This is a genomic window from Enterococcus sp. HMSC072F02 (genome assembly GCF_001837725.1).
Taxonomy (GTDB): Bacteria; Bacillota; Bacilli; order Lactobacillales; family Enterococcaceae; genus Enterococcus_B; species Enterococcus_B lactis.
This window is the reverse complement of the sequence record NZ_KV833965.1, coordinates 2711-24989: the sequence shown is the minus strand read 5'-3', so window position 1 is coordinate 24989 and position 22279 is coordinate 2711. Positions and strand designations below refer to the sequence as shown.

General features: G+C 37.2%; 31 protein-coding genes and 1 pseudogene. 30 read left to right on the top strand and 2 right to left on the bottom strand.

Going from position 1 to position 22279, the window contains the following annotated elements; all coding sequences use genetic code 11:
* Positions 1–65 precede the first annotated feature (65 nt).
* From HMPREF2731_RS09340 to HMPREF2731_RS09300, 9 genes are all read left to right on the top strand, one after another.
* Positions 66–374 carry a hypothetical protein gene (locus HMPREF2731_RS09340; protein WP_070872862.1) on the top strand — a complete coding sequence of 103 codons (309 nt, stop codon included), beginning with the start codon at positions 66–68 and terminating at the stop codon, positions 372–374.
* 11 nt (positions 375–385) lie between these two features.
* A complete protein-coding gene (locus tag HMPREF2731_RS09335; RefSeq protein ID WP_070872860.1) occupies positions 386–1123 on the top strand; it encodes a hypothetical protein in 738 nt (245 codons plus the stop codon).
* 65 nt (positions 1124–1188) lie between these two features.
* A complete protein-coding gene (locus HMPREF2731_RS09330) occupies positions 1189–1770 on the top strand; it encodes a DUF1642 domain-containing protein (protein ID WP_083325487.1) in 582 nt (193 codons plus the stop codon).
* Entirely contained in the window at positions 1770–2012 is a 243-nt protein-coding gene (locus HMPREF2731_RS09325) for a hypothetical protein (RefSeq protein WP_256337597.1), read from the top strand. Before HMPREF2731_RS09330 ends, HMPREF2731_RS09325 begins: the two co-directional genes overlap by 1 nt.
* The gene (locus tag HMPREF2731_RS09320) at positions 2009–2353 is read left to right on the top strand and encodes a hypothetical protein (protein ID WP_070872857.1); all 345 of its coding nucleotides are present in this window, start codon (positions 2009–2011) and stop codon (positions 2351–2353) included. The genes HMPREF2731_RS09325 and HMPREF2731_RS09320 overlap by 4 nt, the downstream gene beginning before the upstream one ends.
* Positions 2350–2547, top strand: a complete 198-nt coding sequence (locus tag HMPREF2731_RS09315; RefSeq protein WP_070872855.1) for a hypothetical protein — start codon at positions 2350–2352, stop codon at positions 2545–2547. Before HMPREF2731_RS09320 ends, HMPREF2731_RS09315 begins: the two co-directional genes overlap by 4 nt.
* Positions 2544–2840 (top strand): hypothetical protein, encoded by a 297-nt coding sequence (locus HMPREF2731_RS09310; protein ID WP_070872854.1) that lies wholly within the window; start codon positions 2544–2546, stop codon positions 2838–2840. The genes HMPREF2731_RS09315 and HMPREF2731_RS09310 overlap by 4 nt, the downstream gene beginning before the upstream one ends.
* Before the next feature lie 75 nt (positions 2841–2915).
* On the top strand, positions 2916–3329 hold the full coding sequence (locus HMPREF2731_RS09305) for an ArpU family phage packaging/lysis transcriptional regulator (RefSeq protein WP_002304479.1): 414 nt from the start codon (positions 2916–2918) through the stop codon (positions 3327–3329).
* Positions 3330–3588: 259 nt separating this feature from the next.
* Positions 3589–3930: a hypothetical protein gene (locus HMPREF2731_RS09300; protein WP_002338895.1), complete on the top strand. Its 342-nt coding sequence runs from the start codon at positions 3589–3591 to the stop codon at positions 3928–3930.
* On the opposite strand, the gene HMPREF2731_RS09295 is transcribed toward HMPREF2731_RS09300, so the two are convergent.
* Together HMPREF2731_RS09295 and HMPREF2731_RS15550 are read right to left on the bottom strand one after the other, a co-directional pair.
* On the bottom strand, positions 3923–4114 hold the full coding sequence (locus HMPREF2731_RS09295) for a YegP family protein (RefSeq protein ID WP_002305388.1): 192 nt from the start codon (positions 4112–4114) through the stop codon (positions 3923–3925). The genes HMPREF2731_RS09300 and HMPREF2731_RS09295 overlap by 8 nt on opposite strands.
* Before the next feature lie 223 nt (positions 4115–4337).
* Complete coding sequence (locus tag HMPREF2731_RS15550) at positions 4338–4550, bottom strand: KTSC domain-containing protein (RefSeq protein WP_083325486.1); 213 nt, start codon at positions 4548–4550, stop codon at positions 4338–4340.
* Positions 4551–5179: 629 nt separating this feature from the next.
* Between HMPREF2731_RS15550 and HMPREF2731_RS09290 the strand changes: the two genes are divergently transcribed.
* The 21 genes and pseudogenes from HMPREF2731_RS09290 to HMPREF2731_RS09190 form a co-directional block, all read left to right on the top strand.
* Positions 5180–5440 carry a DUF6275 family protein gene (locus tag HMPREF2731_RS09290; protein ID WP_058138351.1) on the top strand — a complete coding sequence of 87 codons (261 nt, stop codon included), beginning with the start codon at positions 5180–5182 and terminating at the stop codon, positions 5438–5440.
* Positions 5441–5480: 40 nt separating this feature from the next.
* Positions 5481–5705, top strand: coding sequence for a hypothetical protein (locus HMPREF2731_RS09285; RefSeq protein WP_070872852.1), 225 nt, complete (start codon positions 5481–5483; stop codon positions 5703–5705).
* Positions 5706–5730: 25 nt separating this feature from the next.
* A complete protein-coding gene (locus HMPREF2731_RS09280; RefSeq protein ID WP_070872850.1) occupies positions 5731–6186 on the top strand; it encodes a terminase small subunit in 456 nt (151 codons plus the stop codon).
* Entirely contained in the window at positions 6179–7477 is a 1299-nt protein-coding gene (locus HMPREF2731_RS09275; protein WP_070872848.1) for a PBSX family phage terminase large subunit, read from the top strand. Before HMPREF2731_RS09280 ends, HMPREF2731_RS09275 begins: the two co-directional genes overlap by 8 nt.
* Before the next feature lie 12 nt (positions 7478–7489).
* Positions 7490–8989, top strand: a complete 1500-nt coding sequence (locus HMPREF2731_RS09270; protein WP_070872846.1) for a phage portal protein — start codon at positions 7490–7492, stop codon at positions 8987–8989.
* Between the two features lie 4 nt (positions 8990–8993).
* Complete coding sequence (locus tag HMPREF2731_RS09265) at positions 8994–9920, top strand: minor capsid protein (protein WP_070872844.1); 927 nt, start codon at positions 8994–8996, stop codon at positions 9918–9920.
* 126 nt (positions 9921–10046) lie between these two features.
* Positions 10047–10649, top strand: a complete 603-nt coding sequence (locus tag HMPREF2731_RS09260) for a DUF4355 domain-containing protein (RefSeq protein ID WP_070872842.1) — start codon at positions 10047–10049, stop codon at positions 10647–10649.
* A gap of 12 nt (positions 10650–10661) precedes the next feature.
* A complete protein-coding gene (locus tag HMPREF2731_RS09255; RefSeq protein WP_002322711.1) occupies positions 10662–11585 on the top strand; it encodes a phage major capsid protein in 924 nt (307 codons plus the stop codon).
* Between the two features lie 17 nt (positions 11586–11602).
* On the top strand, positions 11603–11866 hold the full coding sequence (locus HMPREF2731_RS09250; protein ID WP_002343457.1) for a hypothetical protein: 264 nt from the start codon (positions 11603–11605) through the stop codon (positions 11864–11866).
* Positions 11867–11877: 11 nt separating this feature from the next.
* Positions 11878–12207: a phage head-tail connector protein gene (locus HMPREF2731_RS09245; RefSeq protein WP_010725226.1), complete on the top strand. Its 330-nt coding sequence runs from the start codon at positions 11878–11880 to the stop codon at positions 12205–12207.
* Positions 12204–12530: a hypothetical protein gene (locus HMPREF2731_RS09240; protein WP_002342964.1), complete on the top strand. Its 327-nt coding sequence runs from the start codon at positions 12204–12206 to the stop codon at positions 12528–12530. The genes HMPREF2731_RS09245 and HMPREF2731_RS09240 overlap by 4 nt, the downstream gene beginning before the upstream one ends.
* Positions 12514–12852 (top strand): HK97-gp10 family putative phage morphogenesis protein, encoded by a 339-nt coding sequence (locus tag HMPREF2731_RS09235; RefSeq protein WP_070872840.1) that lies wholly within the window; start codon positions 12514–12516, stop codon positions 12850–12852. The genes HMPREF2731_RS09240 and HMPREF2731_RS09235 overlap by 17 nt, the downstream gene beginning before the upstream one ends.
* Positions 12852–13244, top strand: coding sequence for a hypothetical protein (locus tag HMPREF2731_RS09230; RefSeq protein WP_016631462.1), 393 nt, complete (start codon positions 12852–12854; stop codon positions 13242–13244). Before HMPREF2731_RS09235 ends, HMPREF2731_RS09230 begins: the two co-directional genes overlap by 1 nt.
* A 10-nt stretch (positions 13245–13254) precedes the next feature.
* The gene (locus HMPREF2731_RS09225) at positions 13255–13767 is read left to right on the top strand and encodes a phage major tail protein, TP901-1 family (RefSeq protein ID WP_002323702.1); all 513 of its coding nucleotides are present in this window, start codon (positions 13255–13257) and stop codon (positions 13765–13767) included.
* A 45-nt stretch (positions 13768–13812) separates the two neighbouring features.
* Positions 13813–14181: a tail assembly chaperone gene (locus tag HMPREF2731_RS09220; protein WP_002293018.1), complete on the top strand. Its 369-nt coding sequence runs from the start codon at positions 13813–13815 to the stop codon at positions 14179–14181.
* Between the two features lie 80 nt (positions 14182–14261).
* The gene (locus tag HMPREF2731_RS09215) at positions 14262–14522 is read left to right on the top strand and encodes a hypothetical protein (RefSeq protein WP_002332769.1); all 261 of its coding nucleotides are present in this window, start codon (positions 14262–14264) and stop codon (positions 14520–14522) included.
* A 16-nt stretch (positions 14523–14538) separates the two neighbouring features.
* A complete protein-coding gene (locus HMPREF2731_RS09210) occupies positions 14539–17361 on the top strand; it encodes a phage tail tape measure protein (protein WP_070872839.1) in 2823 nt (940 codons plus the stop codon).
* 11 nt (positions 17362–17372) lie between these two features.
* Entirely contained in the window at positions 17373–18161 is a 789-nt protein-coding gene (locus HMPREF2731_RS09205; protein WP_305367090.1) for a distal tail protein Dit, read from the top strand.
* Positions 18158–21004 carry a phage tail spike protein gene (locus tag HMPREF2731_RS09200; protein ID WP_070872837.1) on the top strand — a complete coding sequence of 949 codons (2847 nt, stop codon included), beginning with the start codon at positions 18158–18160 and terminating at the stop codon, positions 21002–21004. The genes HMPREF2731_RS09205 and HMPREF2731_RS09200 overlap by 4 nt, the downstream gene beginning before the upstream one ends.
* 12 nt (positions 21005–21016) lie before the next feature.
* Positions 21017–22060, top strand: a complete 1044-nt coding sequence (locus HMPREF2731_RS09195; RefSeq protein WP_256337596.1) for a BppU family phage baseplate upper protein — start codon at positions 21017–21019, stop codon at positions 22058–22060.
* A pseudogene (locus tag HMPREF2731_RS09190) lies at positions 22044–22279 on the top strand (hypothetical protein); the annotation flags it as partial. The gene HMPREF2731_RS09195 and the pseudogene HMPREF2731_RS09190, both read left to right, overlap by 17 nt.

Genomic DNA, 22279 nt, shown 5'->3' with positions numbered 1-22279 from the left:
GATAGAGCTAGGAGCTTATGGATTGATTCAAAAGGACGACAATTTAGGTATGTGGAGGAGAAAAAATGAAGAAAATATCGCTTGAAATGGTACGAAGAGATAATTTGAAAGTTGAATTAGATCCAGAATTTTTCAATGAAGAATGGTTCGAAGGATTTAGCGAATACTTCTACGATTTAGATGGACTTGACGAATTAGCGGAGCACGTCGCATATAACGTAATCCATAACAAGTCAACATTTATCGAAGGCATAGGGGTACCTTTGAGAGATGGGGAACCGCCTTATTGGATCAAGGAAGAAGACAAAAAGGATGTCAACGAACATGTAAATGTCATCTGGAATATCTATGGTACAGAAGTGGAATTTGAGTAGGAGGAGAAATAATGAATTTAAGTTTCAGAAGTGTAATCGAAAGAAATTTCGAATTAGTTTATAAGATACCTAAGGAAGTTGGAGAGCGATATGAGGAATTGACCTCATTTAGCAGGGGGAAAGATTTCAACAAAGAAATCAAAGAATACGTTATAAGCTTTGTAGAACAATTTAGCGAGTTTCTAACTCCAGAAAATGAACGGCAATTTAATGAACGTCTAGTGAACTATAACAAACTAGTTGTCAAGTTAAAAACCAATATTCTACAAGCGACAACCATTCCATCAGTGATGATTTGCGGACCAGCAAATTATCCTACTAGAAGAAAACAAAAAGAAGAAGAACGGATCTATCAATTAGAAAGTGAATTATATTCAAAAAATGGTAAGCATGCTCGTTATATTGAGAATACGAGAAAGATGTTTGATCCAGTTATGATTGATCAAAAGATTGAAACTGATAAAAAACGTAAAGAAAGAGCAGTAGAGAAAGGGTGGAAAGGTTTCTACAAAGAAGTGGATCATGATGAACTAGCAGGATACGGCTTTGATGTAGAAAACAATCGACTTTATTTAGTTACTCATGGTAAGCCATCGGATGATGTACGTGCCTTATTAAAAAAAGCTGCATTGAGATGGTCTCCTAGAAATAAACGTTGGCAAAGAATTTTAACTGTGAATGCTATAAATTCAGTAAATCGTAACGTTATGAACGGACTTGGATTGCCACAAATGGAGGAACAGCGATGAATAAACAGGAATTGATTGATAAATACGAGATAGAAGTCGAACTTGGGTAAGGAGGAATAAAAAGAATGAACACATTAGATTTTAAAGAAGGTCAAACATATATTTGTACAAAATCAGATAAACAATGGTGGACAGTAGGTAAAGAATATCCAGTATTTTTGGATAGTGACAACGAACCAGCAATTAGAGATGATGATGGTGACGATTGGCATCCAAGCTATTTAAGCATATCTAACAATCAATTTAAACTAAAAGAGGAACAACCAAAAGTAACACTAGACGAACCGAAGAAGCCAGTGGTGCCGAAGTTTGTGGCGGAGTGGATAGAATACGCTAAAAAGAAAGGCGATAGTCTAGCTATTTCATTCAAGCCGTGGAACCTCTACGGTGTTGAGTATAGCAAGGCTGATAGATGGATTGAAGATAATCAAGAAACGTTTGCTCGTGCTTGGATAGACGGCTACGAGGTCGAGAAAGAGCCTATGTACAGAGTTAAACTAGGCGAAGGCTATTTCGTTGAGTATCAAGGAAGAGGCGCGTTGATTATTCCTGACGACAATAAAGAGATTAAGATATTCGATTCGAAATCAGATGCTGATCGAACTGCTCAAACGATTGGTGGAGCAGTGGAAGAGGTGGCAATATAATGAGTGGGTTTAAGTCGTTAGATGATTGGAAAATCGGCTGGTGGAGAAAAGGAAATCAATACCGTTATTGCTATGGCGTAATGTGGACAGGATTAACGCCAATGATTAAATACCGTACCAAAAGCAGTCACTTAAATAATTCAAGAAGAGCAACAGCCATTAATCCTGCTTGCGATACATGGTTTGTAAAGGCTGAATATTTAGGCAAAGAATTGTCAGTGGAAGAGGTGGTAGAAAGATGAGCGAATTTAAAGAGAAAGTATTGTCAGAAATATCTTTTGCGATGGTTGACGATGCACCAGACTTACAAAAATTATATGACAAGGTAGCAGCTACTGATGAGCATTCGGAACTCAACGACAACCAGAAAATCGTGTTGGAGTGGTTGAAGAAACAGAGAATTCAAGAAAATGGTTTAATATTGCCACCTATCGAAATTCTTTCTAATTTAACTAACTATATATATGTTTCTTCGGCTAACGATAAGGTGTTCAAATCTTTTGTTTCTTTATCAGAGCCAGAGCAATTCGAAGTCCTAACAGCATTCGCTCAATGGGGATTAAAACAGGAGGAAGCGGGATGAAAGCATACACAATCAAGTTTTATGGAAATAAAACCTTTGTATACATCCTAAGCGGTCTCAGACTTGATTTTAGAGGCTATTCAAAAGAAGACCTTTTAGAATCCTTATATGGTTACGGATATTTAAATGAAGATGAACTAATAAGCTTAGAGAAATTTACAAATGCTTGGACGATTGAGGAGGAAATGAGATGAAACTAAAAGACGGATTTTACGCTAGTAGTCATGGTATTGGCGGTTTGATGCTAGATATGCCGACAAAGAATCCTAAAAAACGTAAGAAACCAAAAGTCAAAGTCGGTGACATGGTTCGCTGCGAAGCAGAAGGGTTCATCTATCCGTTTCGTGGATATGTAGAGCATCTCTATAATCACTCAGCAATCATTCGTATTGAAAACACGATGGAATGCGATAAATGGACAGCTAAAAGCAAAGAGAATTTAGCAGTGGCTCGATTGGTGGATATGGAACTAATCAATGACAAATAAAAAAGCCGGATCGCTCCGACTAACATAATAAAACAGACAAGTTTATTATATCACATAAAGGAGCGGTTTGACTTGATGCAATTGTTACGAGAGGTAGATTTCAAACAGACAAGATGCAATGCGAGAGATGTGCTGAAGAACTTTCGGCGTTTGGAGCGGATGGCAGGTCGCTCTTTGATAGATATTAAGTCGCCGATTATTACGGATATGCCGAAGGCACCGAAGCACGGCAATAAGGCAGAGGACGCAATCATTCAGATGATGGACATAGAAGCAGAGAGAGATGCGATTTTAGCGGCTTTGATGGCTCTTAGTCTGATTAGTCGTCAGATACTCTACTACAGCTTCTGTGTGCCAGATAGCTTCTCAAATTACAGAATTAGCCGTGAAGTGGGTTATTCAGAAAGAAGCATACAACGGATGAAATCAGAAGCTCTAATAGAGTTTGCAGAAGCGTATAAACATGGAAGAATAATTGCTTATAAATAATTTGGCGGTTTTTTGGCGGAATGATGGCGGTTTTTAGCTATTTACCAGTGATATTATGGTAGTGTCGAAAGATTAGTGATAGGTCTGAGACAAAATAATAATAAAAGGAACATCGTTTTATTATTGTTTCACAATTAAGCTTCGATAGACAGTAGCGGAAATATTAAGAATAAGGATGTGAATTTCAACTCCTTCTAAATTGTTCTTATTATCTATCATCCGCTGCTGTCTATTAATTTATGTATTGGAGGGAAAACGAATGGAAGTTGAGCAAATAAAGTATCAAGGTATGGATCGGGAACGGTTGATTGATATTATTGAGCAACAACGTTTAGAATTGATCCAAAAAGAAGCTGTATGTAAAGAGTACAAAAAACATTTAGAACAAGTAATTGAGTATCATTCAGTAGAAAAGTACAGATCAGTGGTGCAAAAAAATAGAGCAACGAGTCCTGATCCTCGTCAAGATGTATCGATTAGTATCAAGACGCCAGTATTTAATTCTGTTAAATCAGAAAAGCTAGAAAGTATCTCAACTGCTTTGGTAGAAAAAGCAGCTGAAATGAACTCCCTAGCAAATGAAGTTAGTCGTCTTATTTAGTCATATCGATAACTTGAGAGTCTTTGGTGATTCCGTTTTTTATAGAATTAATGGTTTGTTCAGCGGAATATTTAGTCAAGTATGTTTCGCTAGTTGCTACTACTTCATTGTTATTGGACTTAATAACGAAGTAATATTGGCCATTAGTTGCTTCTCTTATAACAAAGTACAAATTTTTCACCACCTTTTAATTTATTTCAGCGGACCACTCGCTGATAACTAAAATTATACGCGTAGTATAAAAATTCACAATGAAAATTTTGCTACGTTTTTGTATTAACATTATCAGTTTTTCTTCTAGAAAATAAAAAACCTGCACTAGTTTCCGCTAGTACAGGTTAGTGACTATATCAATAAAATCCTATCACATCTTAAAAATAGTTACAAAAGAAATAACTCATAGTGTGTTATGGAAACACTCTTCTATACGGATGAATTTTTCCTAAGTATAATAGGCCAGTTTCTATTGATGGTGAGTGCATAAGGTTCAAATATTTAGATTTGGTTATGTAATAGTACTGATAAATGAAATTATTAATAAATTCTACTTCTAAAACATTGTAATCGCTGGACCAGCCAATACTGCGAATGGTAGGCGAAAGAACTTTCTGTCTTTTCATAGAACACTTCCTAAATTTATTTCAGTAATTCATTACTGATAAATAAAATTATACGCTTAATATTTATTTTCACAATATTAATTTGTCACTGTGGCGGAAAGGGTAGACGCGTAAAAATAAGGTCAATACGTCGAGGGATAGCCTTAACGTTTTATGATTTGACCATGCAAGGTTCGATTCCTTGCCAGCGACTTGAAACAACGTGCAGGAACGTTTGGCGTGGATGGATTTATTCAGAAACGTTTAAATATCGGGACACAAGCGCCCACAATATCTGGTGCATAACAACTATTGACAGGAAAGTTGTTACTGCAAAGCGACTCAAACGGACTATATCTGACAGAGATGTCCTATCATTGGGTTTAGTGTCAGAGCTGGGAACCTCAACTGATGCACCTGTCAATTAGCAACCGAGGGATGTGGCAGTGGTGAGGTGCAGGAAGTATCAGACTTGTCTGCGTGTAGGTTGCTATTACATAATTGGTTAGGTTAGATTGAGTTTTGGGATTTGGTACAAATGAATCGTCAAATGACTCAAGCACAGGATCGGAAACGTCCCTGCCTGTGCATTACATATTAGATCACTCTTCGAGTGGTCTTTTTATTTTAGAAAAGAGAGGATTTTGAAAATGAATCATGAGAAGTTTATCGAAAAATGCAAGGCTATTGTACGAGAAAAAATTGAAATTGAGATTGCAGCCCCAAGTGGTGCAGTGCCTCATTTTGATATATTTGTTGTGTGGTCGTGTAAAACACTACAGAATAGCAAAGCATTAGTCAGCGCTAGCTTAAAAGGAGCACCGTATTTTGAAATTACGTTGAACGGGGACAAAGGTGAAATCTATGTAGATACTTATCTCAAAAAATCAAATGAATGTATTAAAGTCTAGCACATGCTAGGCTCTTTCTTTACATAAGGGAGGCTGCATAATGAGGAACTACTGGTATATATCGCTAACTAATGAATATCCTCGAACCATTGATGATTGTTCAGTGCGTGTTGTGCGTTCTGTACAAATCAAAGGGAAGTACTCCATCATTGAAATGACCAGAGAAGCTACACCGAAAGAGATCGATAAGTACAATCTTCGTTACTGTGGCCATGGATATTTTAGTGAGCAGAACATACAGACAAATATAAAAAAATATCATTAACATATAACAAAGGTGGTGATGGAAAATGAGTAAGTTGAATCCTAAGCAACAAGCCTTTGCTGATGAGTACATCATCACAGGTAATGCTTATCGGTCAGCACTGAAAGCTGGCTATAAAGAAAACTACGCTAAGAATGCACAAGAAAAATTGGTGGAAAAAGGTGGAAAAGTATCCGACTACATTCAAGAGAAGCTAAAAGAAGTTCAAACTAAGAGGCATTTAACAATGGAAGAAGCTTTGGCTATTACTGCTTCTATTGCAAAAGGAGAACCACAACGCTTTGAAGTTGTTAAGAGAGATCCTTATACAAACGAAATCATAGAACGTGAAGTGAGTGAATATTCAGCAGGTTTCAAAGAACGTAACCAAGCACTTGAGCACTATTATAAAATAAACGCAGCATTTGTAGATAAGCAGAAAGTTGAAATTTCTGAAATACCTACTTTCATTGATGATATAAGTAGTGATGATGATGGCTAAAAAACTATCTGAATTTCTTCCGCCGAAGTTTCATTCAGTATGGAGAGCAACTTTAAATCAAGATATTCTTAATATAGTTTGTAAAGGTGGCCGGGGTTCAGGAAAATCATCAGATATAGCGCATATCGTTACTCAGTTACTTATGAGATATGCAGTGAATGCTGTAGGTATACGTTATGTTGATAATACACTTGAGCAATCTATTTACGAACAAATGAAATGGGCAATTGAGAAGCAGGGAGTATCGCGCCTATTTAAGTTTAATAAGTCACCACTTAAAATTACTTATCTTCCAAGAGGGAATTATATGATATTTCGTGGTGCTCAAAACCCAGAAAGAATCAAGTCTTTAAAAGATAGCAAGTTTCCATTTGCTATAGGTTGGATTGAAGAATTAGCAGAATTTAAAACAGAAGATGAAGTCACGACTATCACGAACTCCCTTTTACGTGGAGAATTAGATGATGGTCTTTTTTATAAGTTTTTTTACAGCTACAATCCACCTAAGAGAAAACAATCTTGGGTAAATAAAAAATATGAGACTTCTTTTCAACCAGACAACACTTTTATTCATCACTCGACCTATCGGGATAATCCATTCATCTCTAAGGAATTTCTGAAAGAAGTTGAGGCAACTAGAGCAAGGAATCCAAGAAGGGCTGAGTGGGAATATGATGGTAAAGCTGTGGGGTCAGGAGTTGTACCTTTTGATAATCTACAAGTTAAGAAAGGTTCTATTACAGATGAAATGATCTCTAACTTTGATAACATCCGCAACGGTTTGGACTATGGATATGCAACGGATCCTTTAGCGTTCGTCAGATGGCATTATGACAAAAAGAAAAACGGTATTTATGCAATCGATGAAATTTACGGCGTGAAGATCAGCAATAGAGAATTTGCAAACAAAGCTAAATCTAAAGGTTACCAAAATGAGGAGATATTTTCAGATAGCGCAGAGCCAAAGAGTAATGCTGAATTAGTTAATGAACATGGCATGAAAGGAATAAAAGGCGTGAAAAAAGGACCTGATTCTGTCGAATATGGTGAACAGTGGTTAGATGATCTAGATTTCATATGTATTGATCCACTTCGTACACCAAATATCGCAAGAGAATTTGAAAATATCGATTACCAAACAGATAGAGACGGAAATCCTAAGGCAAGGTTAGAGGATAAAGATAACCATACGATTGATGCGACAAGATACGCCTTCAACGAAGACATGTGGGCCAAAAAGAAATCAACCGTTACTAAAGAGCAGCGGAACAAAATCAGAAGAATGTTTTAAGGAGTGTGAGAAATGGATAAGGTAAACGAATTTGAATACGGTACTGATATACATTATTCGAACGACGTGAACACAAATTATGTAAAGTTTAGCGTAGAATCAAATCTTCACTATAGATTTAGCTCAGCAGAAGATTTACTTAACGATTCAAATACTTTAGCAGCAATGATAAAACATCATCATGAATATCAGGTAAAGCGGCTTAGTGTATTAGATGATTATTACAAAGCTAGAAATACAAATATCATGGATAACCGTAGACGTAGAGAAAAGGAAAAAGCGGATCACCGATCAGCACATAACTTTGGAAAAGTTCTTTGTACGTTTGATGTTGGGTACAACACAGGCAATCCCATAAAAGTGCAAATCGAGGATACAAATCAACAAAAAGAAATCGAAGAGTTTAATACTAATAACGACATAGATGGGTTAAATGCTGAACTCTGGCTTGATATGGATAAGTATGGGAGAGCCTATGAGATTATCTATCGAGATTCAGATGATACAGATTATGTTGATTTGGCTAATGTATTTGAAACGTTTGTTGTATATGATACTACAGTAAAACGAGAGCCTATTTTGGCTGTACGGTATCCTAAGACAAGATTCAGCAAGGATGCTGATAAACAGTACATTCAACCAATTGTATACACAAAAGAAAAAAGTATCACTTATGATGAGACGACACTAACAGCAATTGAGTTAAAGAATCCTCAAGATGAACCGCATGAATATAAAGAGGTACCTATTACAGAGTATTCTCCTAATCGTTTTCGGATGGGCTTGTATGAAGATGTACTATCTTTGATTGATCTATACGATGCAGGGCAGTCTGATACCGCCAACTATATGACTGATCTAAACGATGCTCTTCTAGTTATTAGTGGTGATATTGAAGCAGCAGGACTATCCACAGAGGACGCCATCAAGCAGAAAGAAGCGAATATGCTTTTGCTTGAATCTGGAACTGATGTGAACGGTAATAAAACAAGTGTGACTGCAGGATATATTTACAAACAATATGATGTGAACGGTGTAGAAGCATACAAAGACAGAGTACGCAAGGATATCCACGAAATCTCAATGGTTCCTGATCTTACTGATGACAATTTTTCCGGAGTGCAATCAGGAGAAGCGATGAAATATAAATTATTTGGATTTGAACAAATGACGGCAACAAAGCAAAGGCTATTCAAAAAAGGCCTTATGCGGCGTTATCGTCTTTTATTTAGCCTAAAATCAAGTATTTCTGAAATGGATAACTCCGATTTGAAAGGCTTACGTGTAATATTTACGCCTAATCTACCTAAAGCCATTCTGGAAGAGTTGAAATCTTTGGTTGATGCTGGAGCTGAACTCAGTCAAGAGACGATCTTAGGACTCGCTTCTTTTGTTCCAGATGTACAGGCAGAGTTGAAACGAGTAAATAAAGAAACGCAAAAGCAGACTGGTATTTTTGATTCAGATGTTGAAGAAGTAATTAACAACAAAAAAGATGAAACAGGGGAGTGATTAAATGAACTCCCAAGAATATTGGATCAAACGGGAAAAAGAATGGCAAAAGCAACAAATTAAAGATGATAAAAAGCGCATGGCAGAAATTAAAAGTCGCATGCAATACGCGCAAGATGCGATACAAAAAGAAATAGACGCGCAGTGGGATAGTTTTTCCAATGGTCAGAAAATCACTCGTAGCGAAGCGATGAAGCGTGCTAGTGAAATGGACGTCAAAGCATTCGCTCGCAAAGCAAAGAAGTATGTTAAAGAGAAAGATTTTTCTCCTACAGCAAACCAAGAATTAAAGCTATACAATCTTACGATGCGTGTAAATAGATTAGAGCTCTTAAAAGCTAATATCGGACTTGAACTGATTTCACTGTTTAATGAATTGGATAAGTACTTTTCGAATGAATTAACAAAAGCTGGTTTAGCTGAATTGAAGAGACAAGCCGGCATTTTAGAAATGACTATTGCTTCAAGTGGATATGCAAAGCTGATAGAACTAGTAATAAACAGCTCCTTTTTGAGTGATGACGTGTCTTTTAGTGATCGCTTATGGATGTATCAATCTGAATTGAAATCAGAATTAGATAGGTTGTTACTGAGAAGTATAACGATGGGGAAAAATCCCAAGCAACTTGCATCTAAATTGGCAGAATATTTAACAGCTGAAGGACGAGAAAACACTAAGTTCAACACTCAACGTTTGATGGTGACTGAAACGACTAGAGTTCAGGTAGGGATTCAAGAACGAAGTTATAGAGATGCAGGCATTACCCAGTACATCTATATAGCAGAACCAACGGCGTGCAAACTATGTATACCGTTAAATAATCAAGTTTTTGATGTTGCCGATATGCAGCCAGGAAGTAACGCTCCTAATATGCATCCATTTTGTCGATGCAGTACAGCACCTTATATAGAACGAATATCAAGTCGTTAATACAAATTAACGGCTTTTTATTGTGCCTTCTTACAGCTTACAGGCGTTAAAGAGAAAGCTATTTTCGGCTGACCGGCGTAACTGGTCAAATTTATCGGGTAGCGGCGTAACCGTGGAGGATTAATCATGAAAAAACGTTTATTTATGCCAATGAACTTACAATTTTTTTCTGAACCAGGAGATGGTGGATCTGGTGATGAGGGACAACAAGGAAACCTACCAGCTGGCTCACAAGAGACACCGCCCGAAGCAAAAGGAGAAAACACTGCTGGCAAAACATTTTCTCGTGATGAAGTAGCGAAAATGATCGCTGCTGAGACGAATAAAGCAAAAGCAGCGTGGGAAAAAGAACTAGAAGCAAAAAAAGAAGAAGCTAAAAAGCTGGCAAAAATGAATGCGGAAGAAAAACTACAGCATGAGTTGGAACAAAAAGAAGCTGAAATCGCTGAATTAAAGCGTGGACAGGCACTATCTGAAATGACGAAAGAAGCTTCTAAAATGCTGACAGATGCCAATTTACCACACGATGATGATTTACTTGGTCTGATTGTTTCTGATGATGCAGATGCCACAAAACAAGCTGTAGCAGTCATCACTAACTTTGCTTCTTTGATTAAGAGAGAAAACGCAAGACAAACACCACCAAATGAAGGTGGACAATTTACAGCATCGAAAAATACTAAAGAAACAGTGGCTAAACTAGCTGCTAAAAATCGAATTATCAAATAGGAGGAAAACTTAATGAAAAAGAAACAACTTTTACCAATGAACTTGCAAATGTTTGCTCAAACATGGGATCCAGATAATGTCTTGGTATATGAAACGAAAGAGGGAAAAATTCCTGATAAATATAATACGCTCATTTTGAGTGAAGTTATGGAAAATTCTAAGATCATGCAGTTAGCAAAATACGAAGAAATGACTGACAAAGAAAAGAAATTTGAATACTTTGCAGAAGGACCAGGCGCATACTGGGTGGGTGAAGGTGAAAAAATTAAAACGTCTAAACCTAAATGGATGCAAGCTACGATGACTGCAAAAAAACTCGGTGTCATTCTTCCGGTTTCTCGTGAATATTTAAATTATAAATTATCAGATTTCTTTGAGGAGATGCAGCCAAAAATTGCTGAAGCCTTCTATAAAAAATTTGATGCAGCTGCCTTATTAAATAAAGAAAACCCATTTCCTCAGTCACTAGACGGATCAGTTATTAGTGCGGGGAATGTGGTTGAAGGCGGATTGACTTATGATAATATCCTAGCCTTAGAAGACAAATTAGCAGAAAATGAATTTGAACCTAATGCGTTTATTTCAAACCGAAAAAATCGTACAGAATTACGTTCTGCAGCTCAAACAGTAGGGTCAAATGTTGAGTTTATTTATGATCGCTCTGCTAATACAATTGACGGATTACCAGTAGTAGACCTTAAGTCTTTAGATAAAGGAACTCTTTACGCTGGAGACTTTAATTACATGTTTTATGGAATCCCATATAATATTTCATTTAAGATTTCTGAAGAAGCTCAATTGTCTACTTTAACTAATGAAGATGGAACCCCAGTTAACTTGTTTGAGCAAGAACTGATTGCTTTGCGTGCAACAATGGATGTTGGATTTATGATTGTAAAAGATGAAGCATTTGGGAAGATTTCCCCAAAAGCGTAACGCCTGCTACCGGTATTGTGCCAAATCAAAAGACATGGACCGGTAAAGTAGGCGATACTAAAACATTTACTATTTCAACTGTGCCTGCAGATGCTAGCGATGCAGCTGCTGTTGTTGCAGCTACTACAGCAACTTCAAGTGATGGAGCTATCGCAACAGTGACCAAAAATGAAAATGGTGGTTTTGATGGAACGATTGCAGCAGAAGGGTCAGCAACATTCACATTTACTTCTGGAGAATTCACTACTTCAATCAATGTGACAGGTCAACCTGCTAGTTAGGAAGTAAAAATATGACGATTGCAGAGGATATTAAAAAACTTCTTAAAGGAACACTAGATGAAAAGCTTGAAGTTATTGAGCGAAGAACGAATGAGCGTATGAAAACCTTGTTAAATACGCAAGAAGTTCCTAAAGAATTTGAAACAGTTGTATATGAAGTGTCGTTGAAAAGATTCAATAGAATTGGTCAAGAAGGTATGCAGTCATATTCTCAAGAAGGTTTATCTATGGCTTTTCCTGATTCGGATTTTTCAGAGTATCAAAATGAGATTGACGAATTTAAGCGTAAAGATCAGGAAGAGTTGTACAAGCCAAAGCGAGGGAGGTTTAAATTTATATGAGATTTACAGATGAAATTATATTTGTTAAACGTTCATCTGACTCTAAATATGATCCAGATCTCGGTGAGTGGGTTGAAGGAAAACCAGAAAGAACAAGAACAGAGGCAAACGTGACAGATATTGGCACTGATAGAAGTGTGACTATTTTTGGTAGTGTGGAAGAAGGGGCGAAGGTCATTAGGACACAGCCTCTTTTTTCTATCCCTACATTTGACTATATCGAGATTGAAGGAAAGACTTGGCAACAAACAACAGCTAGAAATCCAGTATATAGAAATAGTTTAATTGTGCAAGAGGTGGTTCTTGATGAAGGCACAACTTGAATATAAAGGAATCGATCAGCTGATGCGACACCTGAAAAAAGTAGCAACGCTTAATGACGTTCAAAAAGTCGTGAAAAGCAATACTGCTGAAATGACTGAACGAATGCAAAAAGGTGCGCCAGTGGATACAGGATACTTACGAAGATCAATAAACATGAATCTTTTAGAAGCTGGTTTAACTGGTATTGTAGGATCGACAGCAGACTATGCTCCTTATGTAGAATATGGAACTCGCTTTATGTCGGCCCAGCCCTATATTAGACCAGCTTTTAATTATCAAAAAGTCAAATTTATGGCTGAAATGAAAGCCTTGGTGAAATGATGATTAAGACAAGAGATCAGTCGATTTTTGATGAACTTTTTAAAATATCCCAAAACAAACTTGGATATAAAACGTACGATTACAAAACTTTAGAGGATGTTGGTTATCCTTTTGTGGAATTTGAGAACACTCAGACAATCCATGAAGTAAATAAAACTGACATTAAAGGGTCTGTGATTGTAGTTTTATCCGTCTGGGGATTACAGAAGAAACGAAAGCAGGTGTCAGATATGGCATCTGCTCTTTTTAATGAAGCTAGATTGATAGAAGCCACAGAAGGCTATTATTGGGCTTTAAATTATCAAGCAAGTGGAATTCAAGTGATGGACGACACAACAACGAATACACCGCTAAAACGGGCGGTTGTCACACTTGAATTTAGAATTAGATAGGAGGAAGAACATGGAAGCATTAAAAGGTATTGATGTCATTTTGCTTTATCGCTTATTGAAAAAAGAAACTCAGGAAGCTGCTTGGAAAATGGCATTTCAAACAGAACATGAAAATGGATTATCAAGAGATTCAGACTCTACAGTGACAAAAGACGGAAACGTTCAAAGTTTAAGCCCGGTTGAATATGATTTTTCGGCTACTTCAATAGTTGCTAAAGGAGATTCTCATGTAGATGAAATGAAACAAGCCTTATTAAATGGCGATATCATTGAAATTTGGGAAATCAACAAAGCAGAACAGGGAACAGATGATAATGCAAATAAGTACAAAGCTACTTATTACCAAGCATATGTGTCTGAATTTACTCCATCGGCTGCTGCAGAGGATAACGTTGAATTAAGTTTATCATTTGCAGTAAATGGTGTTGGTCAAGATGGTTATGCAACCTTGACAGAAGATCAAGCCGATGTTGTTCAATATGCATTCAAAGATACCGTGAAAGCAACTTCGACAGGAGCATAAGAGGGCTTAGATGCTCTCTTTTTTATTTTAGGAGGATGAAAAACATTGAAATTAAAAATTAAAGGTAAAGAATATTCGTTTAAATTTGGCACTAAATTTGTACGTGAATTAGACAAAGTGATGCCTTTCATCGATGGAAATATGGAATTCGGAATGGGACTCTCAGCAAAAGTCTTACCGGAATTACGTTCTTATAATGTCAACACGTTGTCACGAGTCTTAGAAATAGCAAATAGAACAGAAGAAGAAACTATTACGTTGGATGAAATGGATGATTACATCGATGAAGTTAAAGACATCGAAAAATTGTTTGATGAAGTCCTAAAAGAATTGGCGGAGTCGAACGCGGGAAAGTTAGCGGTCCGAAACCTGAATCAGAAATTGAAAGAAGCGGAAAAACAACAAGCGGAATAGATTCTGCACTGGCATACGAACAAATTCTTATCAATTCTTTTCGATATTTGGGAATAAACAATATCTCAGATATCGAAAGAATGACTTTATATGAATACAACATTCGTATGACTGCAGCCCAGTTATCTTGGCTTGACAAAGAAAAGTTGATTCACGAATTAGCGTGGGCAAATCAGCAAGTTCAAGCAGAGAAAAAAGTAGGCAAAAAGACAGTTCCTGTATATCGATCCTTTGAAGAATTCTTCAATTATCAAAAAATCGAAGATTCAATCATGGGAGTCTCCGAACTTTCAAAACAAGATAAAAAATTCCAAAGCTTACTAACTAAAGCTAACTCTTGAGGAAAGGAGGAAAATCATGGAACAATTTTCTGTTGAAGCCTTATTAAAAGCCACGGATAGTGGATTTGTAAAGACTTTTAAAGATGCGCAAGATGCTGTTAAGACTTTTGAAGAGAAATCAAATAGTATGACAACCGCTGTAGGTAAAGTGATGCAAGGTACTGGTGCCGCAATGACAAAGTATATTACCACTCCTCTTATAGGAGTAGGCGTAGCAGCTGCTAAAGTTGGTGGTGACTTCGAAGCACAAATGAGTCGTGTAAAAGCTATATCAGGAGCAACAGGCGACACATTTGAACAGATGAAACAGCAAGCGATTGATCTAGGAGCAAAAACTGCTTTTAGCGCAAAAGAATCGGCTGCCGGCATGGAAAATCTTGCTTCTGCTGGATTTAGCGCACAAGAAATCATGAAAGCAATGCCGGGTCTTTTAGACTTGGCAGCTGTATCTGGAGGGGATGTGGCTCTAGCTTCTGAAAATACTGCTACTGCTTTGAGAGGATTTGGTTTAGAAGCAAGTGAAGCAGGACATGTCGCTGATGTATTTGCTCGTGCTGCTGCGGATACCAATGCTGAAGTTGGAGACATGGGAGAGGCATTGAAATATGTTGCTCCTGTAGCTAATTCAATGGGGATTTCTTTGGAAGAAACTGCAGCAGCTATTGGTATTATGAGTGACGCAGGCATTAAGGGTTCTCAAGCAGGTACAACGTTGCGAGGAGCATTGTCTAGGTTAGCAAGGCCAACAAAGGCTATGCAAGATACAATGGATAATTTAGGTGTTTCGTTTTATGATGCTGACGGTAAAATGAAACCTTTAAAAACTCAAGTAGAATTACTTAAAAAAGCTTTTGAAGGCCTGACGCCTGAACAACAACAAAATGCTTTAGTAACACTATATGGGCAAGAATCATTATCAGGGATGATGGCCTTGATTGATAAGGGACCTGACTCATTAGGTAAATTAACTAAATCGCTGAAAGATTCTGATGGTGCAGCTGATAATATGGCTCGAACCATGCAGGATAATATGAATTCTTCCATCGAGCAAATGTTTGGAGCTTTTGAGTCAGCAGCTATTGTGATTCAAAAGATTCTAGCACCATCCATCAGAAAAGTAGCAGATGCTATTTCTGGCTTAGTAGAGAAATTTGTGAGTGCACCAGAATCAACTCAAAAATTAGTGGTTGCTATCGGCTTAATTGTTGCTGCTATAGGACCGTTAATTTTTATGATTGGTTCAGTAATTATATGGATCAATAGGGTGAAAGTAGCTTTTAAAGCTTTAAGTGAAAGTTCAAAATTGTTTAGTGGATTAAGTAAAGCAATGGGTCTTCTTACAAATCCGGTTTTTCTGGTTATAGCTGCGGTAGCACTACTCGTTGTAGGTTTCATCTATCTTTGGAATACGAGTGAAGATTTTAGAAACTTTTGGATTGGCTTATGGGAGGGAATCAAGTCTGCTGTAAGCTCGGCAGTAGAATGGATTCAGAATGCATGGAAATCTACAGGAGAATGGTTTAACAATTTATGGAAGTCCATTAAAGAAGGCGCAGACAATGTTTGGACTACAATTCGAGAAGCTCCTGGGAAAGCGGCAGATTGGATCAAGAATAAATGGACTGAAACAAAAGAGTTCTTTTCGAGTATATGGGATGGCATCAAAGAAGCTGCCAGTTCCGCTTGGGAAGGAATTGTAAACATTCTAGCACCGTATGTTATTGCCATAAAAAACGTTTTTCAGCCAATGATTGATTTCTTTACGAACCTATGGTCTCAAATTGGATCAATCGCAGGCTCTGCATGGGAAATTATAAAAACTGCTGTAATGGGTCCAATTCTGCTTTTGATTGATTTGATAACAGGCAATTTTAATCAGTTAAAAGAAGATGCTTCGATGCTGTGGACTACATTAACTACAAATATCCAAAACATTATCACGACGTTTGTAGATATAGTTGTTGGTTATTACACAGCCTTAAAGGATACTGTGATAAATATCTGGAATGTGTTGACTTCTACCATCAAAGATGTGTGGAATTCTTTTACTACATGGATCAAAGAGACAACTAACAATATTGTAAATAGTATTAAACAGGGATGGAATAACCTAAAACAAGGGACAATCGATCTGTTTAATAATATGATTCAAGGAGCGAAAGATTTATGGAATTCTTTCAAAGCTTGGTTTATTAATCTAGTTATTGGAACTAAGGATAACATCATTCAGGGATGGGAAAACCTAAAACAAGGTACTATAGATACTTTCAACAATTTAGTAAATGGTGCTCAAGAGGCATGGGATAATTTAGTAAATGCTGTTAGTGATACGGTTGATAGAGTAACTGGCTGGTTTGATAACTTGAAAAATATCGATTTACTAGCAGCCGGAAAAGCTATCATGGATAGTTTTCTAGAAGGGTTACAAAATGCATGGAAATCTGTGCAAGATTTTGTTGGAGGTATTGGTGATTGGATTCGTGAACACAAAGGACCTATCCAATACGATAGAAAGCTATTGATTCCAGCTGGTCAGGCTATTATGAACGGTCTGAATAAAGGACTGACAGGAGGATTCAATGACGTACAGAATACTGTTGGAAGTATGGCAGACTTTATCGCGGAACTTTTCAATGCAAATCCTGATGTAGATATAGCTGCAAATCTGAAAAATGCAAATAAAAACATTGGTGCAGAAGTTGAACATAAAGTAAATATGGGCGGCTCTACTAAACCAGCTGTATTTAAAATCAATCTTGGAAGACAATCGTTTAGATTGTTTATGGATGATATTTCACAAGCTATGGGCGAAGGTGCAGATATTAATCTGGAATTTTAGGAGGGAATATTTTGGATCAACGAGAAAATAAAATGTACTCATTCAAAGATACAACCATTAATCTCACTAGTTCTAAACGATTCCTTCCGACGTCTGCCATGATGTACGATGGAATGTATTTAGAAGATTTGATTGAGGGGTATCAAACACTCACGGTGGAAGGTAGAGAAATGCTTTCTGTAGAAGTTGAACAGCAAGAGATACAAATTGGTTCAATCATTACAAATCAGAAAATACCTTCAAGAACACTAAAAATAACATACAAACTGGAAGATAGAGATCCAGAAAAACTACAGTTTAAATTCAAAGAACTGTTGAATTATTTATACCGGAATGAAGACGTGGAAATTAGGTTTCATGATGAATTAGATTATTATTACTACGGTCGCTATACATCAACTGATACTGTTCCAGGAGACTCCAACTCCATTATTTCGAGTTTTAATGTATTCTGTGCGGATCCACTAAAGTATACGAAAGAATGTGTTAGTGATGGCTATATTGGAAATCCGATACAGTTTCCTATAACACCAAGAAAAATTGAAGTTACTTTATCCATGAATAATTCAATCAAAATTACAAACGGAGAACAAAATATCACGATAACTGATGCGGCAATAAAAACAGGAGACGTGTTGGTTTTTGATTTTTCCGATGAGCAGGTAACTGTAAACGGAGAAGATTGTACTTCTATGATTGATTTAGAAAGTGATTTTGAGAACTTTTATCTTAAGCAAGGTCAGAAGATAACTAGCAATAATGGAAACCTTAAAATATTCTATAGGGGGGCGACAATTTGAGTGAGACAGTTTATTTCTTTGATCACTTGCAAAAACTTATTAAAAGAAAAAATACAAGAAGTTTGATTGAAGTCTCCCAAGAAAAAGAAATTATTTCTGATAAGAGTGATCTAATGAAAGATACTCTTTACGTTACGACAAAATATGATAAAGAAATAGAGGATGCAAGATATATGGCGATTCGTGAAAACGAGTCGTCTTTTTCGTTGTATCGAATTACTAAAGTTAGCGACCCATTTGAAACATTAGAGTTTACAGGGTTAGGATTTGCGACAAATGAATTAGATGCTTACATCATCAAAGATATTAGGCCGAGTGGGCAGCCCTTAAAAAATGTTCTTGATCGATTGATTGAATTTACTGAAGGAAATTGGCGCGTTGGTCACGTAGAAGCAATGTTACCAACAGTAACTGCAACTTTTTACTATGTCTCTGTAAAAGAAGCGTTGAAAGAATTGCAAACCTTAGGTATGGAATTTGTCTTTAGGTGTTCTTTGAATTCTGATGGAATAAAGGATAAATGGATCGAAGTATATGAACAAATTGGCGAAGAATCGAATACACGTTTCGTATATGGTAGTAAAGCATTAACAGTTGTAAGAGAGATAGATAGAAGCTCAATCTCAACTTCAATGATAGGTCGTGGGCGAGGCGAAGAGGTTGGTGACGGATACGGTAGAAGAATTGAATTCACTGATGTTGAATGGAAAAAGTCGAATGGTGATCCTTTAGATAAGCCTAAAGGCCAAAATTGGCTTGAAGATCCGGAATCAACTCAAAAGTATGGGATACCACAAAAAGATGGATCAATGAGAAAACGAGAAACCGTAGTAGTGTTTGATGATATAGATGATCCAACAGAATTACTTAAAAATACTTATTCAACCTTAATAGATTCTGCTAGACCGTTAGTACAATTCAAAGCTGAAGTCACTGGAGGAGATGTGATAGGAAATACAGTGACTATTCACAGATACGATAAAGGTTATCACTATAAAACTCGTATTTATAAAACTACATTCAATCGGCTTACCGGTCAAACGAATATCGAACTAGGGGATAATTTAACACAAGATGTTAGAAAACAAACGGCTTCTATTGTCAATAATATTAATAGTTTAGAATCTAGCAAAATGACATTTTACGAATCGACAGAGATTGGAAAATATCAAGATGACATTATGCGAGGCGCAGGAGATAATGGCGGTTCTATTTATTGGGTAAATGGAATTGAAGCTGGTGTTAGTGATAGTAGAGAAATCTATGAAACTGTTTATATGGATGGACCTAACATTCCTAGATCACGCTTTTTTATGGTCCAAAATAACTCAGGAATATCTTTCAAACAGTGTAAAAAAGGTGAATGGCAAACAATCCAAGATGTACACAATGGCGATAGCACGACTGCGTGGACGTTGGATGGAACTTTCAATGCTAATTTTATTAAAGCAGGAATTCTTTCAGGTATTCTCGTGCAAGGGGTAGCTTTAAAGACATTGGATGATAAAGATTTCCAATTAGTGGCAGAAGGAGGACAACTTTCTTTTGAAAAAAAGGTCATTTCAACTGGGCTTGACGATGTTCACGGAGAATCGCTTGGATCCATCGTAGCAACTTATGGTGGCGGAAAAATAAATGGCTTTGCTGTATGGAAAGAACCAAACTATATTTTTTCCATTAACGCTGGGGACGGCGGCGATCGAGGGAATCCTGTTTTTCAAATTCCAGCAGACGTTACTGCTGATAAGCGCAAATATAATCTTTACGGTGATGGTAAATTTTCAGAAGGAAATATAACCATAGATGGCCGTCTAGATGTCAAAGAATTATATGTGAATGGCGTTAAAATCGATACAAACGGTGGAGGCAATAATGGAGGAGACAATACTGGAGGAAACGATAACGGTTGGAATGGACAATATCCACCAGAAGTAACTACTGATCGGGATAAACGTTATTGGCAGATTTGGGCAATGGCAATAGGTGCTGGCTTTACTAAACAAGCTGCTGCAGCCTTACTTGGCAATGCACAAGGAGAATCGGATGCTAATCCAACCGCTGATGAGGGTAATGGCGCGCCTGGGTTCGGTTATGGTGTATGGCAATGGACGGATTCTTCTGGCGCAACTAGCGGACGTGTCTACATGATCAATTTAATGACAAAGGCTGGCATCAATGATGATCCAGACACGATCACGGCGCAGTTCAAATTGTTGATGTGGCATGCGCCGAATGGTCAATGGATCGCAACTAGTGCTTATCCTTACACATGGACACAATTCATGAATCTGACCGATATCAACACAGCAGCACAAGCATTCGTGGCTAACTTTGAACGTCCACGTGATCCACATCCAGAACGGACGACATGGGCACAAGAATGGTATGACAAGTTCAAAAATTTAGAAATTCCTGCATCGAAAGGGTATATAAAACCAATTGCGGATCCAATCACAGTGACGAGCGAATTTGGCTGGCGCACTTCTCCAATTACAGGCGCGCAAGAATTTCATAACGGTATTGACCTTGTAAATGGAAATCCTAATACACCAATTTTTGCATCAGCAGATGGTGAAGTGATCGTTGCAGGGGATGCCAACTATTATGACTGGTATGGAAATTGGACAGTGATCAAACATGCTGATGGAATGTATACAGGCTATGCACATCAAAGCCGTGTGGATGTTTCAAAAGGTCAAAAAGTAACTGCAGGTCAGCAAATTGGACTAATGGGGACAACAGGACCATCCACTGGAGAACATCTTCATTTCCAATTTATGGATGAATTTTATCCATCCTCTTCTGGTCATTTCCATAATGCAAGAGATTACATTGATTTTTAAGGAGGTAAGAAAGTGCCTAAACATAAAATAATTTTAAGTACGACAGAGCCAAATAATAATATTCCGCTTATTCGTATCATTCAAGATGATAAAAACAGCCAAATTTTCGAGGCTGAAATAGTTGAAGAAGGACAACTTTTAAATTTTGATAGTAAAGTTGTCTTTTTCAATGCGCAAATTGGTCCTTACAAAGTAAGAGATAAAGTAGAAACTATTTATTATGACAGTAGTCGCGTTTCTTATACACTGATCGATCCATTTCTACAAAAGGTCGGAGAATTTGAAGCGTGGTTCAGTTTCGCCGACAGCGAAGAACCGGAATCTGATTTATTTAGTACGATGCGTTTCAATTATCGTGTGCTTCCTGGTATACGCAAAAACATTTGGGAAGGAAATTACTTTTGGGATTTACAAGAGTTAGTCGAGTACTACAAGAGGTACAAAAATTTGATTTCAGGAATCGTGGAAAATAAAGATTTTAGCGACTTGATTGATAAAATTGCGGAGATTGATGGACGTACCAATCGATTAGATAATTTTGCAACAGCTACGAAAACTGAAGCAGAACAAGGAATGGCTGCCGACAAATTTATGACGCCACAACGAGTAACTCAGCAAACAGATGCAAGATTAGCAACCGATGAGGAAGCAAAGCTCGGAGTTAATAACACAAAATTAATGACTCCGGAAACGACCAAAGCTTTCTATGATTCGAACATGGTAACAAAACATTTTTCTACAGGTGATCTATCAGAAGTTAAGTCAGGTGACATTTATCTGACACGAATAGGGGATACCGTAAGCCTAAGTGGTTCTGTTTTAACGTTAGATAATGCTGATGCTAGTAATAATAAGATTTTCACTCCTATAACATTTCCTGAAGGATTTCGTCCCACGACAGATGTAGCAGTTTCTCATTATGTTCCTGCAATGTTTGATGTTTTTTTTGGAAGTGTGACTAGTTCGGGGACATTAAAACTTAAAGTGGCAATGAATAATAGTCATAATCACAATATTACTGCTTCATGGACAACAGCCGATGAATTTCCCAGATGAAGCCGGGGAGACGTTGCCTCGGCTGTATTTCGTGAAAGCACTTGAACAACTCAAAGCAAAAATTAATCCTAGTGCTTTTAATTTAGGGATTGTAACAGATTCACATTTCGATGAGGGAACTTGGCGAACTCAGGCTTACCGCTCATTAAAAAATTTGAATAATATTCTGTACATTCAGAATGATTTGGATGCTATCGCTGCTTTAGGCGACAACGTGGA

What these genes read in the sequence shown, in the direction of transcription:
- HMPREF2731_RS09320 (WP_070872857.1), top strand. Translation starts at nt 2,009, where the DNA reads ATGAGCGAATTTAAAGAGAAAGTATTGTCAGAAATATCTTTTGCGATG.
- HMPREF2731_RS09340 (WP_070872862.1), top strand. Translation starts at nt 66, where the DNA reads ATGAAGAAAATATCGCTTGAAATGGTACGAAGAGATAATTTGAAAGTT.
- HMPREF2731_RS09305 (WP_002304479.1), top strand. Translation starts at nt 2,916, where the DNA reads ATGCAATTGTTACGAGAGGTAGATTTCAAACAGACAAGATGCAATGCG.
- HMPREF2731_RS09330 (WP_083325487.1), top strand. Translation starts at nt 1,189, where the DNA reads ATGAACACATTAGATTTTAAAGAAGGTCAAACATATATTTGTACAAAA.
- HMPREF2731_RS09290 (WP_058138351.1), top strand. Translation starts at nt 5,180, where the DNA reads ATGAATCATGAGAAGTTTATCGAAAAATGCAAGGCTATTGTACGAGAA.
- HMPREF2731_RS09245 (WP_010725226.1), top strand. Translation starts at nt 11,878, where the DNA reads ATGACGATTGCAGAGGATATTAAAAAACTTCTTAAAGGAACACTAGAT.
- HMPREF2731_RS09300 (WP_002338895.1), top strand. Translation starts at nt 3,589, where the DNA reads ATGGAAGTTGAGCAAATAAAGTATCAAGGTATGGATCGGGAACGGTTG.
- HMPREF2731_RS09315 (WP_070872855.1), top strand. Translation starts at nt 2,350, where the DNA reads ATGAAAGCATACACAATCAAGTTTTATGGAAATAAAACCTTTGTATAC.
- HMPREF2731_RS09215 (WP_002332769.1), top strand. Translation starts at nt 14,262, where the DNA reads ATGACTTTATATGAATACAACATTCGTATGACTGCAGCCCAGTTATCT.
- HMPREF2731_RS09230 (WP_016631462.1), top strand. Translation starts at nt 12,852, where the DNA reads ATGATTAAGACAAGAGATCAGTCGATTTTTGATGAACTTTTTAAAATA.
- HMPREF2731_RS09275 (WP_070872848.1), top strand. Translation starts at nt 6,179, where the DNA reads ATGGCTAAAAAACTATCTGAATTTCTTCCGCCGAAGTTTCATTCAGTA.
- HMPREF2731_RS09210 (WP_070872839.1), top strand. Translation starts at nt 14,539, where the DNA reads ATGGAACAATTTTCTGTTGAAGCCTTATTAAAAGCCACGGATAGTGGA.
- HMPREF2731_RS09280 (WP_070872850.1), top strand. Translation starts at nt 5,731, where the DNA reads ATGAGTAAGTTGAATCCTAAGCAACAAGCCTTTGCTGATGAGTACATC.
- HMPREF2731_RS09285 (WP_070872852.1), top strand. Translation starts at nt 5,481, where the DNA reads ATGAGGAACTACTGGTATATATCGCTAACTAATGAATATCCTCGAACC.
- HMPREF2731_RS09335 (WP_070872860.1), top strand. Translation starts at nt 386, where the DNA reads ATGAATTTAAGTTTCAGAAGTGTAATCGAAAGAAATTTCGAATTAGTT.
- HMPREF2731_RS09310 (WP_070872854.1), top strand. Translation starts at nt 2,544, where the DNA reads ATGAAACTAAAAGACGGATTTTACGCTAGTAGTCATGGTATTGGCGGT.
- HMPREF2731_RS15550 (WP_083325486.1), bottom strand. Translation starts at nt 4,550, where the DNA reads ATGAAAAGACAGAAAGTTCTTTCGCCTACCATTCGCAGTATTGGCTGG.
- HMPREF2731_RS09235 (WP_070872840.1), top strand. Translation starts at nt 12,514, where the DNA reads ATGAAGGCACAACTTGAATATAAAGGAATCGATCAGCTGATGCGACAC.
- HMPREF2731_RS09325 (WP_256337597.1), top strand. Translation starts at nt 1,770, where the DNA reads ATGAGTGGGTTTAAGTCGTTAGATGATTGGAAAATCGGCTGGTGGAGA.
- HMPREF2731_RS09265 (WP_070872844.1), top strand. Translation starts at nt 8,994, where the DNA reads ATGAACTCCCAAGAATATTGGATCAAACGGGAAAAAGAATGGCAAAAG.
- HMPREF2731_RS09270 (WP_070872846.1), top strand. Translation starts at nt 7,490, where the DNA reads ATGGATAAGGTAAACGAATTTGAATACGGTACTGATATACATTATTCG.
- HMPREF2731_RS09225 (WP_002323702.1), top strand. Translation starts at nt 13,255, where the DNA reads ATGGAAGCATTAAAAGGTATTGATGTCATTTTGCTTTATCGCTTATTG.
- HMPREF2731_RS09255 (WP_002322711.1), top strand. Translation starts at nt 10,662, where the DNA reads ATGAAAAAGAAACAACTTTTACCAATGAACTTGCAAATGTTTGCTCAA.
- HMPREF2731_RS09260 (WP_070872842.1), top strand. Translation starts at nt 10,047, where the DNA reads ATGAAAAAACGTTTATTTATGCCAATGAACTTACAATTTTTTTCTGAA.
- HMPREF2731_RS09240 (WP_002342964.1), top strand. Translation starts at nt 12,204, where the DNA reads ATGAGATTTACAGATGAAATTATATTTGTTAAACGTTCATCTGACTCT.